This window comes from Pseudomonas sp. SB113, assembly GCF_040754745.1.
In the GTDB taxonomy this organism is placed as follows: domain Bacteria; phylum Pseudomonadota; class Gammaproteobacteria; order Pseudomonadales; family Pseudomonadaceae; genus Aquipseudomonas; species Aquipseudomonas grimontii.
Genome location: NZ_JBFMHW010000036.1, coordinates 1 through 14906 on the forward strand (window position 1 = coordinate 1; position 14906 = coordinate 14906).

Consider the following 14906-nt stretch of genomic DNA (forward strand, 5'->3'; position numbering starts at 1 on the left):
GGCTTGTCCCGCGTTGGGCCGCGTAGCGGCCCCAAAACAGCCGCTATGGAGTTTCTGATACACCGCATTCTGCTTTACTGGGGCTGCTACGCAGCCCAACGCGGGACAAGCCCGCTCGCCACAGGGAGATTTGTCAGAGGCTGAAAAGTTGTGTAGATACCCATGCCCCCGATGGGGGAGTGTGAGTTGATGCATCTGTAGCTGACCCACTGGCTATATCGGGGGCAAGTCGAATCGTCGCCCCCCTCCCACAGTTTGATCTCCCTACATCAGGTAGACCTCGGCCTGAGCTAAAGGCCAATCTCAAAAGACATTATTTATATGAATAAAAAAACTAAAAAATAATAAAATTAGAGAATATTAGCTTATACCAAAACAGCATTATATTTTCAAAACCCATTCCGTTATGTTTGATCGCAACAGCCTACCCCTGACCTCGGATGGTACCCAGCGTGATTCAGATTCTGCGCGCCATAACCGGGTGATCATCCCCGCGGCAGAATCGTTGGAAGGGAGCTCAACGTATGTTGCCGACTCAAACCCCTCGACTGCCCCACACCTAGTCCCCCAATCGCCGCAACACCCCTGAAAAAACCGAGCACCGCGCCCGCCCGCGTGACTGCCCGACTTCGCGATTTGGAATGTCTGGAGTGGCTATGAAGCAAGCCTTACAACCGACCGCCATCCTGGCGCTGGCGATCCTGACCAACACTGCCCAGGCCCAGGACGACAGCACCCTGTCCACCGTGGTGGTCACCGGTAACCGTGGCGCCGAACAACGCACCGTTACCAGCAGCCCGGTGCCGATCGATGTGGTCAGCGCCAAGCAACTGCAAAGCACCGGCAAGCCCGGTTTGATGGAGGCATTGAGCGCGGTGATCCCGTCGCTGACCCTACCGGAAAAAACCGGTTGGGACGCCAGCGGTATTGCCCGTGCGCCGAACCTGCGCGGCATGAGCGCCGCCGAAGTGCTGGTGCTGGTCAACGGCAAGCGCCGCCACACCGCAGCGACCCTGAACATCAACGGCATCAACACCGGTGCCGCGCCGGCCGATTTGGACCTGATCCCCATCAGCGCCATCGACCACGTCGAAGTCCTGCGCGATGGGGCCGCCGCCCAGTACGGCTCCGATGCCATCGCCGGGGTCATCAATGTGATCCTCAAGGCCGACACCAGCGGCACGTCGGTGACCAACGTCGGCCAGGGTTACGACGGCAAGAAACAGACCGTGCAGCAAAGCCTCAACAAGGGCTTCGAGATCGGCAACGGCGGCATCGTGCAGTTGGCGCTGGACGCGCGCAGCCAGAACGATGACAACAAGGCCAGCGCCAATGGCTACACCTACGCCCAAGCCTTTGAGCAGGCGGGTCGCGCCACCTACGGCGGCTATGGCACACCGAAGACCAACCTGCTGACCTTGGGCTACAACGCCGAATTGCCGGTCGATGACAGTTTCAGCCTGTATTCCTTCACCACCTATTCGCGGCGCAAGGCCGAGCAGGGCCAGAACTTCCGCCTGCCGACCATCACCAACACCATTACCACGGGGCCTAACGGTTACCCCGGCGGCTACACGCCGACCTGGTATATCGACGAGGACGACTTCCAGGCCGCATTCGGCGGTAAAGGTACGCTCGGCGCGTGGGACTGGGACTTGTCCACCACCTACGGGCGCAACGCGGCGGAGCAGGGCACCACCCATAACCAGAACCCGTCCCTGGGCGAGGCCACGCCGAACAGCTTCACCTCCGGCACCTGGATTTCCACCGAGCTGACCACCAACCTCGACTTCAAGCGCGGCTTCGACATCGGCCTGCAAAAGCCGCTGGACCTGAGCTACGGTTTCGAACATCGCCGCGACACCTACGAGGTGCAGGCCGGTGACTATGAGTCCTATGCCAACGGCGGCTACTGCGTGGCACCGGGTAACTGTGCGTCGTCCGGGGCCCAGGTCACTAACGGCATCTCGCCGGATGAAGAAAGCAGCGCCTCGCGCAACAGCCTCGCCAGCTACGTCGACGTGGGCTTCAACCCGGTGCCGGAGTGGTACGTGGGCACCGCGTTTCGCTATGAGCATTACAACCAGGGCGTGGGCGCTACCCGCAGCGGCAAGCTGACCACCCGCTACGACTTCACCCCGCAGTTCGCGGTGCGCGCCACCGTGAGCAATGGCTTCCGTGCACCATCCCTGGCCAACAGCCTGTTCAGTGCGCGGTCCACCACCTATGGCGTGGTCGATGGCGTCTACCAATCGATCAACTACGGCGTGCTGCCGGTAGGTTCGGCCGCTGCCCAAGCCTTGGGTGCGCAGGCACTGAAACCCGAGCGTTCCACCAACTTCAGCCTGGGTTTCACGCTGACCCCAACCGATCGCCTGAGCTTCACCGCCGATGCCTACGTGATCAACCTGCGCGACCGCATCACCCTCACCGGCACCTTGCTCGGCCCGGAAATCACCCAGGTGCTGCAAGGCAATGGCATCACCTCCACCTCCGGCGGCCAGTACTTCATCAACGGCGCCGACACCCGCACCAAAGGCCTGGACCTGGTCGGCAACTACAGCCAGGACCTGGGCCACTATGGCGCGCTGAAATGGACCGCCGCGTTCAACTGGAACCAGACCAAAATCCTCAGCTACAAGGAATCCACCACGATCCTGGGCACGGCCTATGACCTGATGGACCGCCAGGCCCGCAACCTGATCACCGGCGTGCAGCCCAGCACCAAGCTGATCCTCGGTGGCGACTGGAGCATCGAGCGCTTCAACCTCAACCTGGCCCTGACCCGCTACGGCTCTTACAAAGAGGTCAACGTCTCCGATGACCGCAGCCTCGACCGGGTCTACAGCGCCAAGTGGATCACCGACCTCGACCTTGGCTACAACCTCACCAAAGACCTCAACGTGGCCATCGGCGCCAAGAACCTGTTCGACGTCTACCCGAAAAAACAAGGGGTACCGAGCAGCACCATGGTCAGCAGCTACGGCACCTATTCGCCCTACGGTTTTACCGGCGGGTACTACTACACCCGCTTGACCTATGCCTTCTAGGCCGAGGAATACACCATGCCCATCGTTGCCAAATCCTATGACCTGATTGACTCGCCCGGCGCGGTGCGCCAGGCCCGTGTGTCCACACCGATCAAAGCCCTGCAGGTGGTGCCCGCGCGGCATCCCTGGCGCTGGGCCGGGTCGATCTTTGCCGCGCTGGTGCTGCTCGCCATCGTGCATTCCCTGGCCACCAACCCGCGCTGGGAGTGGGGCGTGTTCGGCCAGTGGTTCTTCTCGCCGTCGGTGCTGCGTGGCCTCGGCCAGACGCTGTTGCTGACGCTGCTGAGCACGGTGTTCAGCGCCATCCTCGGCACTGCGCTGGCGTTGGCGCGGCTGTCGGGCTCGCCGCTGCTGGCGGCCCTGGCCTGGGGTTACATCTGGTTTTTCCGCTCGATGCCGGCGCTGCTGGTGCTGATCATCCTCTACAACTTCGCCTACCTGTACGACCACATCGTCCTCGGTGTGCCGTTCACCAGCGTGGTGTTCGCCGAGTGGTCGACGGTGGACGTGCTCAGCCAATTCACCGTGGCCGTGCTGGGTTTGAGCCTGATGCAGGCGGCGTATGCGGCGGAGATCATTCGCGGCGGCCTGATCGGTGTGGATGCCGGCCAGCATGAGGCGGCGGCGGCCCTGGGCCTGCCGGCCTCGCGGCGCATCTTCCGGATCATCCTGCCCCAGGCGCTGCGCTCGATCCTGCCGTCGGGGTTCAACGAAATCATTGGCCTGGTCAAGGGCACCTCCATCGTCTACGTGTTGGCCCTGCCGGAGCTGTTCTACACCGTGCAGGTCATCTACAACCGCACCCAGGCGGTGATCCCGCTGCTGATCGTCGCCACCGTCTGGTACCTGATCATCACCACCGTGCTCACCAGCGCCCAGTACTACGTCGAGCGTCATTTCGCACGGGGTACGGCCAGGGTACTGCCGCCCACGCCGTTGCAACGTGTGCGCCGCTGGTTGAAGGAGAAAAGCCATGAGTGAAGCCCGTGCCGGCCGTATCCAGATCCAGGGCGTGGGCAAGCGCTTTGGCAATCAACAGGTGTTGAAAGACATCGACCTGACCATCGATCCAGGCAAGGTCACGGTGATTCTCGGCCCGTCCGGCTCGGGTAAATCGACCTTGCTGCGCACCATCAACCACCTGGAAAAGATCGACAGCGGGCACATCACCATCGACGGTGAATACGTGGGTTATCGACGCAAGGGCGACCTGCTTTACGAGCTCAAGGAACGCGAGATTCTCAAGCGCCGTATCGACGTCGGTTTTGTGTTCCAGAACTTCAACCTGTTCCCGCACCTCACCGCCTGGGAAAACGTCGCCGAGGCGCCGCTGGCGCACAAACGCTGGAGCAAGGCCGACGCCCAGGCCAAGGCTACGGCACTGCTGGCCAAGGTCGGCCTGGCGGACAAGGTCGATGCCTACCCACGCCAGCTTTCCGGCGGCCAGCAACAACGCGTGGCGATTGCCCGCGCACTGGCGCTGGACCCCAAGGTGCTGCTGTTCGATGAACCCACTTCGGCCCTCGACCCGGAACTGGTGGGCGAAGTGCTCGACGTGATCAAGGGCCTGACCCAACTGGGCGTGACCCTGGTGATCGTCACCCATGAAATCGGTTTTGCCCGTGAAGTGGCCGACCACGTGGTGTTCCTCTGTGACGGCGAGTTGATCGAAGAGGGTCCGCCCGAACAGATTTTCCGCCAACCCCGACATCCCCGCGCCAAAGCCTTTCTCGGCAAGGTGCTTTAGTTCAAGGAGTGACTGCCCATGTTCATCAACACCACCCGCGTGGCCCTGCTGGCGCTGGCCGTCAGTGCCGCGCAAAGCGCATTCGCCGTGCAACAGGTCGACCTCAGCCCCGACCGTCCGCGCATCCATGTGCCGCGTAACGAAGCGGCCATTGCGCAGATCCCGCCGGGCTTCAAGTTCGCCCAGCCGGGCACGTTCACCGTGGCCGTGTCCGGCGTGGCCGGGCCGCCCCTGGCGCTGCTGGCCAGCGACGACAAGACCACCATCGGCAGCGAAGCCGACACCGCGCAACTGGTGGCCGACAGCCTCGGCCTGCAACTCAATGTGGTGCAGACCAGTTGGGAGGATTGGCCGTTGGGCGTCAGCTCGGGCAAGTACGACGCGGTGATCAGCAACGTCACCGTGACCGAGGCGCGCAAGAAACGCTTTGACTTCGCCACCTATCGCCAGGATGTGCTCGGCTTTTACGTCAAGAGCACCAGCAAGATCAGCGAGATCAAGCAGGCAGCCGATATTGCCGGGCTGAAGATCATCGTCGGTTCCGGCACCAACCAGGAAAAAGTCCTGCTGGCCTGGAACGAGGCCAACGAAAAGGCCGGCCTCAAGCCTGCGCTGTTGCAGTACTTCGACGACCAGGCCGCCGGGCAGCTGGCGGTGCAGTCGGGGCGCAGCGATGCGCTGTTCGGGCCTAACTCGGTGTACGCCTATTCGGCGGCGATTACCGGGGGCATCAAGCGCGTCGGCACGGTGAACGGCGGCTGGCCATTGCAGGCGGACATTGCCGTGACCACGCGCAAGGACAACGGCCTGGTCAAACCGATCCACACCGCCCTGGAAGGCGCGATTGCCGGCGGCCAATACGCGCAGGTGCTGCAACGCTGGGGCCTGGATGTTGAGCGCGTCGACAAATCGCTGATCAACCCACCGGGCCTGCCGGATTAAGGAGCAATCGACATGGGACTGACACGACGTGAAGCGTTGTCGAGCATCGCTGCGGTAGGTGGCGAAAAAGCCGTCAAGGATGCACTCGCGGTACTCGGCCTGGGGCCGTCATCGCATCGGCGGCCGCAACCGTTGAAGCTCAAGGACGGCCTGGGGCAGGGCACCCGTGTGCTGGTGCTGGGCGCCGGGATTGCCGGGCTGGTCACCGCCCTCGAACTGACCCGCGCCGGGTTCAGCGTGCAGGTGCTGGAAGCCCGTCAGCGGGTCGGCGGTCGTACCTGGACAATCCGCCATGGCGACCGCGTGGACTACAAGGATGGCCGTACGCAGACCGCCGCGTTCGAGCCGGGGCATTACTTCAACGCCGGGCCGGCACGGATCCCAGCCAGCACCGCACGATCCTCGATTATTGCAGTGAGCTGGGGGTGCCGCTGGAAGTACTGGTCAACAGCAGCCATGGCGCCCAGGTGCGGCCGGATGTGAACCAGCCGGCTTTCACCGTCGGCCAGGCGATCAATGATGCGCGCGGGCACTTGTCCGGGTTGCTGGCCAAAGCGGTGCAGCGTGATGCCCTCGACGATGTGCTGAGCGCCGAGGAACGCACGCGCTTGCTGGGGTTTTTGCACGTGTATGGCGACCTGTCCCAAGAGCTGGCCTTTGAGGGCACGATCCGTTCGGGGCACCTCGAATCCCCGGCACATCCCGGCGCCTTGCCCGCCAGCCGCAGCCCGTTGGCACTGGACCAACTGCTGCACCCCGAGCTGTGGGGCGCCTTGCTGCACACCGAGTTCCCGGAATTCTCGGCGACCATGTTCCAGCCGGTGGGCGGCATGGACCGCATCACCGACGCCTTCTACCGGCGCGTCAGCGATCACGTGCAACTGGGCGCCCAGGTGCGCCGGATCCGCCAGCTGGAAGACGGCGTGGCCGTGACCTATCACGACCAACGCAGCGGTCGCGAGCAGGTGGTACGCGCCGACTATCTGGTCTCGACCTTGCCGCTGCCGCTGCTGGCCAAGCTCGATACCGACTTCAGCGACCCGATCAAGGCCGCCTTGCTCAGCACCCGCAGCGACCAGGCGACCAAGGTGGCGTGGCAATCCCCACGCTTCTGGGAAACCGACTACCGCACCTACGGCGGCTTGTCGTGGATCGAACACCCGGCGCGCCTGCTCTGGTACCCGAGCAACGACCTCAACACCCGCGAGGGCTTGTTGGTCGCAGGCTACGTGACCGGGGAGGGCGCCGATGTGTTTGGCGCGCGACCGTTCGACCAGCAGTACACCACCTCCAAGGAGGCCGTGGAGTTGCTGCATCCGGGCTATTCCAAACACCTGCGCCACCCGCTGGCGGTGTCCTGGGAACAGATCCCCTTCAGCGAAGGCCCGTGGTTGCAACGTGAACACTTCCCGGCCGATGCCAGCGCCTTGCTCGAACAGGGCCACGGCCGTGTGTACTTCGCCGGCGACGGCCTGGTGCAAAGCGGCGTGGGCATCTGGCAGGAATCGGCGGCCAACTCGGCGCGGCATGTGGTCGCGCAACTGGCTGACCGCGTGACCCAACAACGACAGGTCGCGGCACTCGCCGCCTCTTAAGGAGACACACCATGAGCGACAGCATTCAACGCACCAGCGTCGGCGATTTCCCGATCTCGCAGACCGTCACCGTACCGGCGTCCGCCAGCCTGATCTTTGTCAGCGGGACCTTGCCGGACCTGGCTGATTCAGATGTTCCAGGGGTCTACGGCAACACCGAGGTGCAGACGGTTTCGGTGTTCAACAAACTGCGTACTGTCCTGCGGCAACAAGACCTGGACCTGGGCGATATCGTGCAGTTGCGCGTGTTCCTGGTCGGCGCCGAGGAAACGGGCGGCAAGCTGGATTTCGCCGGGTTGCAGCGTGGGTATACGCAGTTCTTCGGCACCCCCGAGCAGCCGAACAAGCCGGCACGCACCGCGTTGCAAGTCGTGGCCTTGCCCTTGCCCGGTGCACTGGTGGAAATCGAAGCCATCGCCGCCAGGACGGCCTGACAATCCCTCGCAAGTAACCCCCCCTCCAGCCCCCTCACAACCGCTTCCGGGCTTCGGCGTGACTGCGCCGAACGCCCCGGCGGGCGCTTGCCACACCGCGTTTCCAGCCTTCCTGAACCCCCTCGCGCAAAAAGATAAATCTTGTATTTAAACGCCTGCGCCGTATTATCCAAGCAATGTCTTGTGTATATACCTGAGGCTGGATTTCCCTTTCGGCAAATACGGAGGTTTGAATGACTGTGGAGGCATGGTTACTGGGTCACTCGATGTCGGTGTTCCTGGGCGTACAGGCTGTCGGCTTGAGCCTGTGGCTGAGCATCGCGGTGCTTAACAACTGGCAAGCGTTTCGCAGCTCGGTAGGCGCGGTAGGCGCGACCATGGCCATGGAGCCGCTGCGCCAGAGCCCCGCCATCGAGATTCCCTTGCTGGTGCGGGCCGTGCGTTCACCCCGTTTGCACCAACTGGCCCTGCTGGTGGTGCTGGCCCTGCAATTGGTCGCCGCGCTCGCGGCCTGGACCGGCAGTTATCACTTGATCATCGGCGACGGCCTGCTGTCGGCACGGCCCTGGCTCAACCTCGCCCTGAGCGCGTTTTCGGCGTTTGTCTTCGCCATGCTGCTGGGGGGCTTGTGGTTCGGCTACTGGATTCGTCAGGAGGGGTTGCAACTGACTCACCTGGTGCTGTCGATCTGGGCGGTACTGGCCTTCTTCCTGTTCAACCACAGCTGGCTGTGAACCGCGCGTAACACACTCATCGTGATAAGGACGTCCATGAACAAGAAGAAGATAACCAGCCTGGTGTTGATTCCGGTGGCGGTCATCGCGGTGGTGATGATGTCGCGCGCGCCGTCCCAGGCCCAATCCGCCGATGCCCCGGCCGGCGCGTTGACCAAGGTGGCCCTGGGGGCGGTGCAATTGCGCCCGGCCAATGTGTATTTCGCCGGCGTCGGTGAGCTGGAAGCGGCCTCCCAGGTGCAGGTTTCCGCCGAGGTCGGCGGGCGGGTCACCTTGATCAACTTCGAGTCGGGCCGCCAGGTCAAGGCTGGCGAGGTGCTGGTCAAACTCAACGATGCCCCGGAACAGGCCGAGCAGTTACGGCTGCAGGCCCAGGTGCGCAATGCCGAGATCATCCGCAAGCGCGTGACCGGGTTGGTCAGGGAAAACGCCGCGACCCAGGAGCAGCTCGACAACGCCCGGGCCGCCCATGACATGGCCCAGGGTGAGTTGAAAAAAGTCCAGGCGCTGATTGCCCAGAAGACTATCCGCGCACCCTTCGCCGGAGTGCTCGGCATACGCCAGGTCAACGAAGGGCAGTACCTCAATGTCGGCGACCGTATCGTCAGCCTGGTCAACACCGAGGTCCTCTATGTCAATTTTTCCCTGGATGAGCAGCTCAGCCGCCGCCTGGCCGTCGGGCAAGCCGTGGGCGTGCTGATCGACGCCTACCCTGACCGGGTGTTCAAGGCGCGGATCAGTGCCGTCGACCCGATGATCGGCCGCTCGCGTACGGTGCAGGTGCAGGCCACGCTGGACAGGTCGGAGGCCCCCCTCAAGCCGGGCATGTACGCCAGCGTCAAAGTGGCCGATACCGAAGTGGCCGATGTGCTGACCGTGCCGGAAACGGCGGTGGCCTACACCGCCTACGGCGATACCGTTTTTCTCGCCCGCCCGGATAAGGGCGCCGCCCTGGTGGTCAAGCGGGTGGCGGTGAAAATCGGCCAGCGCCAGGACGGTTGGGTCCAGATCCAGGAAGGCTTGCACGAGGGTGACCAGGTGGTGACCTCCGGGCAGCTCAAGCTTAGTGACGGCATGGCGGTGCAGGCGACTGATGACACCCTGGCCCTGCCTGCGTCCAAACCGCCTGTGACGGGCATCTGATTCTTCGCCCAGAGAACGCTCATGACTTTCACCGATATTTTCGTTCGGCGGCCAGTGCTTGCGCTCGTCGTCAGTATTCTGATCCTGCTGCTGGGGGCCATGTCCCTGCTGCAATTGCCGATCCGCCAGTACCCGATGCTGGAAAGCTCCACCATCACAGTGACCACCGAATACCCCGGTGCTTCGTCAGACCTGATGCAGGGCTTCGTCACGCAACCGATTGCCCAGGCGGTGTCGTCGGTGGAAGGCGTGGATTACTTGTCGAGTTCGTCGGTGCAGGGGCGCAGCGTGGTCACGGTGCGCATGGAGCTCAACCGCGACTCGACCCAGGCACTTACGGAAGTCATGGCCAAGGTCAACCAGGTGCGTTTCCGGCTGCCGGAGCAGGCCTATGACCCGGTGATCGAGCGCTCTTCAGGTGAGTCGACGGCGGTGGCCTATATCGGATTTTCCAGCCCGACCCTGTCGACCCCGGCCTTGACCGATTACCTCGCGCGGGTGGTGGAGCCGGTGATGAGCACCATCGAGGGCGTGGCCAAGGTCCAGGTGTTCGGCGGGCAAACCCTGGCGATGCGCCTGTGGATCGACCCCGCACGGCTCGCCGCTCGTGGCCTGACCGCCGCCGATGTGGCCGACGCGGTGCGCCGCAACAACTACCAGGCGGCGCCGGGCAAGGTCAAAGGCCTGTTCGTGGTGGCCAACCTGCGGGTCAATACCGACCTGACCAACGTCAATGAATTTCGCGATTTGGTGCTGCGCAACGATGGCAACGGTCTGGTGCGCTTGAAGGATGTCGGCACCGTGGAGCTGGGCGCGGCGTCCAGCGAAACCAGCGCCACCATGGACGGCGTTTCGGCCGTGCACCTGGGATTGTTCCCGACCCCCGGCGGCAATCCGCTGGTGATCGTCGACGGGATCAAGAAACTCTTGCCGGACGTGCGCAAGACCCTGCCGCCGGACGTCAAGGCCGAGCTGGCGTTTGAAACCGCGCGCTTTATCCAGACCTCCATCGACGAAGTGATGAAGACTTTGCTCGAAGCCTTGCTGATCGTGGTGATCGTCATCTACCTGTGCCTGGGGTCGTTGCGCACGGTACTGATTCCGGTGGTGACCATCCCCTTGTCGATGCTGGGGGCCGCGGCGCTGATGCTGGCGTTCGGTTTCAGTCTCAACCTGTTGACGCTGCTGGCGATGGTGCTGGCCGTGGGGCTGGTGGTGGACGATGCGATTGTGGTGGTGGAGAACGTGCACCGGCATATCGAGGAGGGCAAGACCCCGGTGGCGGCCGCCCTGGTCGGCGCGCGAGAAGTGGCGGGCCCGGTGATCGCCATGACCATTACCTTGGCGGCGGTGTATGCGCCTATCGGCATGATGGGCGGCCTCACGGGCGCGTTGTTTCGTGAGTTTGCCCTGACCCTGGCCGGCGCGGTGATCGTGTCCGGCGTGGTGGCGCTGACGTTGTCGCCGGTCATGAGTTCGTTCCTGCTGCAGTCCAAGCAATCGGAAGGGCGCATGGCACACGTGGCCAACCGCGTCTTCGACGGCCTGGCGCTGCGCTATGCCAAGGTGCTGGACCTGTCGCTGCGGCATCGCTGGCTCAGCGGGCTGTTTGCCTTGCTGGTGATGATCAGCCTGCCGTGGTTGTACCAGTTGCCGCAGCGGGAACTGGCGCCCACAGAGGACCAGGCCGGGTTGCTCACTGCGATCAAGGCGCCGCAACATGCCAACCTGGAATACGTCGAGCGTTTTTCCGCCAAGCTGAATGAGGTCTACGGGCGGCTGCCGGAAACCGTCAGTACCTGGATCATCAATGGCAGCGACGGCATCGCCTCGAGCATTGGCGGCATCAACCTGACGCTGTGGGGCGAGCGCGAGCGCACCGCCGCGCAGATCCAGGTCGACCTGCAAGCCGCCACCAACGATGTGGAAGGCACCAGCATCTTTGCCTTCCAGCTGCCGGCCTTGCCGGGGTCCACCGGTGGCCTGCCGGTGCAACTGGTGCTGCGCAGCTCCCAGGATTACCGCGTGCTGTACGAAACCATGGAGCAGATCAAGCAGAAGGCCCGCGACAGTGGGTTGTTCGCCGTGGTCGACAGTGACCTGGACTACAACAATCCGGTGGTACAGGTGCGGGTGGACCGGGCCAAGGCCAACAGCCTGGGGATCCGCATGCAGGACATCGGAGAATCGCTGGCGGTGCTGGTGGGGGAAAACTACCTGAATCGCTTTGGCCTGGAGGGCCGTTCCTATGATGTGATTGCCCAGAGCCCGGGCAGTGAGCGACTGACGCCCGAAGCCCTGACCCGCCAGTATGTGCGCACGGAAGACGGCACACTGATTCCGCTGTCGACGGTGATCCAGGTGTCCGAGCACGTCGAACCCAACAAGCTGACCCAGTTCAACCAGCAGAACGCCGCGACCTTCCAGGGCGTGCCGGCGGCCGGTGTCACCCTGGGCGACGCCGTGGCGTTCCTGGAAGGCGTCACCGCCGAGTTGCCCGTGGGGTTCAGCTACGACTGGCAATCCGATGCGCGGCAATACACCCAGGAAGGCAATGCGCTGCTGCTGGCGTTCCTGGCGGCGGTGATCGTGATCTACCTGGTACTCGCGGCGCAGTATGAAAGCCTGATGGACCCGCTGATCATCCTGATCACCGTGCCGCTGTCCATCAGCGGCGCGCTGATTCCCCTGGCGCTGGGCTACGCCACGATCAACATCTACACGCAGATTGGCCTGGTGACCCTGATCGGGTTGATCAGCAAGCACGGCATCCTGATGGTCGAGTTCGCCAACGCCCTGCAGGTCCAGGAACACCTCGACCGCTCCGAGGCGATACGCAAGGCCGCGCAGATTCGTTTGCGCCCGATCCTGATGACGACGGCGGCCATGGTGGTCGGCCTGGTGCCGCTGCTGTTCGCCTCGGGGGCCGGTGCCAACAGCCGCTATGGCCTGGGGGTGGTAATTGTATCGGGCATGCTGATCGGTACCTGCTTCACCCTGTTCGTGCTGCCGACGGTCTACACCCTGCTGGCCCGCAAGCATTCAGTGGCGGCCGCGACCCCACGGGCCCAGTCCCTGGCGCAAACCCTGAGGAGTGAACCATGAAGCCCGGCAAAACTGTCACGACCGTGCTGGCGCTGACGCTGCTCAACGGCTGCATGGTCGGGCCGCATTACGAAAAGCCCGTGAGCCCGCCGATCAGCCTGGTCACTGCACAAAAGGCCTTGTTTGCCCAACAGACGCCGGTGCAGGCCCAGTGGTGGTCGTTTTTTGACGACGCCGAGCTCGATCGCCTGATCGACACGGCGCTGGCACATAACCATGACATCCGCCAGGCACAGGCCAACCTGTTGGCTTCCCGTGCGGTATTTGATGACCGTCGGCTCGACCAGTATCCCGGCGTTACCGCCCGTACCGCCTATGGCCGCAGCCTGGAGCAGCAGTTGCCGTTCGACGGTGGGCCGCCCGAGCGGATGCTGTCGCAGACCTACCGCGCAGGCTTTGATGTGCAGTGGGAGATCGACGTGTTCGGGCGTTTGCAACGCCTGACGGCCTCGGCCATGGCGCGCTCGCAGGCGGCCCAGGCGGACCTGGCGCTGATGCAGTTGAGCATCGCTGCCGACGTGGCGCGTTATTACTACGAGCAGCAAGGCTTGAGCCGCAGCCTGGAGGTGGCCCAGGCCCAGGTCAGTGCCTGGCGCGAAACGCTCGCGCTGACCAGCGCTCAGGTGCGCGCCGGCAGCGGCCAATTCGAGGATCAGCAAAACGCCCATGCCAACCTGCTGCTCAGTGAGGCGGCGATTCCACCGTTGCTGACACGGATCCAGGAAACCGGTTATCGCCTGGACGTATTGACCGGCCAACCGCCGCGTCAACAGCAGGCGCTGGCCAAGGCGCATTTCCTCGCGCCCCTGGCCCGGCAACTGCCCTTGGGCGATGTCGACCAGCTGATCCGCAATCGTCCGGATGTGGTCAGCGCCGAACGCCTGCTGGCCGCCAGCACCGAAGACGTCGGCGCCGCGACGGCCGACCTGTACCCACGCCTGAACCTGGGCGGTTTCATTGGCTTCTTCGCCCTGCGCGGCGGCGACCTGGGCAGCGCGTCCCGCGCGTATGAGCTGGCGCCGTCGGTGGACTGGCCGGCGTTTCGCCTGGGCAACGTGCGCGCACGCCTGCGCGGTTCCCAGGCCCAGGCCGAAGGTGCCCTGGCGCGCTATCAACAGTCGCTGCTCAAGGCCCAGGAAGATGTGGAAAATGCGCTGATGCGCCTGGCGCAGGACCAGACCCGCCTGGGCGCGTTGCTGGCGTCCGCCACCCATGCCGAGCAGGCGATCGACATCGCCAGCAAACGCTACCGCAGCGGTTCGGGCACCTACATGGCGGTGCTGGAAAACCAGCGTGCATTTTTCCTGATCAAGAAGGACGTGGCCGATGCCGAGACGGCGTCCTACCTCAACGCCATCGCGCTATACAAGGCGCTGGGCTGGGGCAGTGGCGGTGCGGATCAGGCTCAATCAGCGGACAAGCCATTGGCCAGCAACTGAGCCTTGAGGTCGGGCCGGTAGTTGCGTGCATACGTGCGGCCCACGGTGCTTGACCAGGACTGGCCGTCCGCACGGCCAATGATCTGCCAATGGCGCATCAGGTGCTGGTCATAGGCACTGATCGCCGGTGCCAGCGCGGCACGGTTGTAGCGCTCGTAGTGCCGGAATGCCTCGATGCCCATGCGCGGTTTCTGCGCCGCCGGCTCGTGCACATGACCCAGGGCCAGTCCGCACAGGGCGAAGGTCTGCTCGGGCAGCCCGAGCAGCTCGATCATCGCCTCGGCGTTGGCACGAATGCCGCCCACCGGCACCACGCCCAACCCCAATGAGCGTGCGGCGATCATCAGGGTGCTGAGGATAATGCCGCCGTCGGTGCTGGCGGCGATCAGCCCTTCCAAGTGCCGCTGGATCTGCTGTTGCTGGCCATTGAGCGCGGCACCGACGGAGGTCTTGTGGAAGTCCACCACCAGCGTGATAAATACCGGCGCCGACACGATCCAGGGTTGGCCGCCCGCGACCGCCGCAATGCGCTGGCGGGTGTTTGCATCGCGCACGACCACCACGGAAATATGCTGGGCATTGAATGACGTCGGTGCCAGGTGACCGGCCCGCAAGATGGCATCCAGATGTTCGTCGCTGACGGGCGTGGAATGGAAGCTGCGGTCGCTGCGGTGGCTGGCGAGCAAATCGATGGTCGGGGTCATGGCCTTATTCCTT

At 63.8% G+C, this 14906-nt stretch carries 10 protein-coding genes and 1 pseudogene; 10 read left to right on the forward strand and 1 reads right to left on the reverse strand.

The window, feature by feature from the left end:
• Positions 1–656 precede the first annotated feature (656 nt).
• The 10 genes and pseudogenes from AB1462_RS29000 (at position 657) to AB1462_RS29045 (ending at position 14189) form a co-directional block, all read left to right on the forward strand.
• Positions 657–3050, forward strand: coding sequence for a TonB-dependent receptor plug domain-containing protein (locus AB1462_RS29000; protein ID WP_367248668.1), 2394 nt, complete (start codon positions 657–659; stop codon positions 3048–3050).
• A gap of 15 nt (positions 3051–3065) precedes the next feature.
• The gene (locus AB1462_RS29005; RefSeq protein WP_315339062.1) at positions 3066–4031 is read left to right on the forward strand and encodes an amino acid ABC transporter permease; all 966 of its coding nucleotides are present in this window, start codon (positions 3066–3068) and stop codon (positions 4029–4031) included.
• Positions 4024–4797 carry an amino acid ABC transporter ATP-binding protein gene (locus tag AB1462_RS29010; protein ID WP_090406292.1) on the forward strand — a complete coding sequence of 258 codons (774 nt, stop codon included), beginning with the start codon at positions 4024–4026 and terminating at the stop codon, positions 4795–4797. Before AB1462_RS29005 ends, AB1462_RS29010 begins: the two co-directional genes overlap by 8 nt.
• An 18-nt stretch (positions 4798–4815) precedes the next feature.
• The gene (locus tag AB1462_RS29015; RefSeq protein WP_090406289.1) at positions 4816–5739 is read left to right on the forward strand and encodes an ABC transporter substrate-binding protein; all 924 of its coding nucleotides are present in this window, start codon (positions 4816–4818) and stop codon (positions 5737–5739) included.
• A gap of 12 nt (positions 5740–5751) precedes the next feature.
• Positions 5752–7334, forward strand: a pseudogene (locus AB1462_RS29020) (flavin monoamine oxidase family protein).
• A gap of 11 nt (positions 7335–7345) precedes the next feature.
• On the forward strand, positions 7346–7768 hold the full coding sequence (locus tag AB1462_RS29025) for a RidA family protein (protein WP_367248671.1): 423 nt from the start codon (positions 7346–7348) through the stop codon (positions 7766–7768).
• 233 nt (positions 7769–8001) lie between these two features.
• Entirely contained in the window at positions 8002–8502 is a 501-nt protein-coding gene (locus AB1462_RS29030; RefSeq protein ID WP_259191841.1) for a DUF2165 domain-containing protein, read from the forward strand.
• 36 nt (positions 8503–8538) lie between these two features.
• Complete coding sequence (locus AB1462_RS29035) at positions 8539–9645, forward strand: efflux RND transporter periplasmic adaptor subunit (RefSeq protein ID WP_259191840.1); 1107 nt, start codon at positions 8539–8541, stop codon at positions 9643–9645.
• Between the two features lie 21 nt (positions 9646–9666).
• Entirely contained in the window at positions 9667–12750 is a 3084-nt protein-coding gene (locus AB1462_RS29040) for a MexW/MexI family multidrug efflux RND transporter permease subunit (protein ID WP_259191839.1), read from the forward strand.
• Positions 12747–14189 (forward strand): efflux transporter outer membrane subunit, encoded by a 1443-nt coding sequence (locus tag AB1462_RS29045; protein WP_367248674.1) that lies wholly within the window; start codon positions 12747–12749, stop codon positions 14187–14189. Before AB1462_RS29040 ends, AB1462_RS29045 begins: the two co-directional genes overlap by 4 nt.
• Here AB1462_RS29045 and AB1462_RS29050 read toward each other — a convergent pair.
• Positions 14156–14893: a nitroreductase family protein gene (locus tag AB1462_RS29050; RefSeq protein ID WP_367248676.1), complete on the reverse strand. Its 738-nt coding sequence runs from the start codon at positions 14891–14893 to the stop codon at positions 14156–14158. The two genes, AB1462_RS29045 and AB1462_RS29050, sit on opposite strands and share 34 nt — an antisense overlap.
• Positions 14894–14906 lie beyond the last annotated feature (13 nt).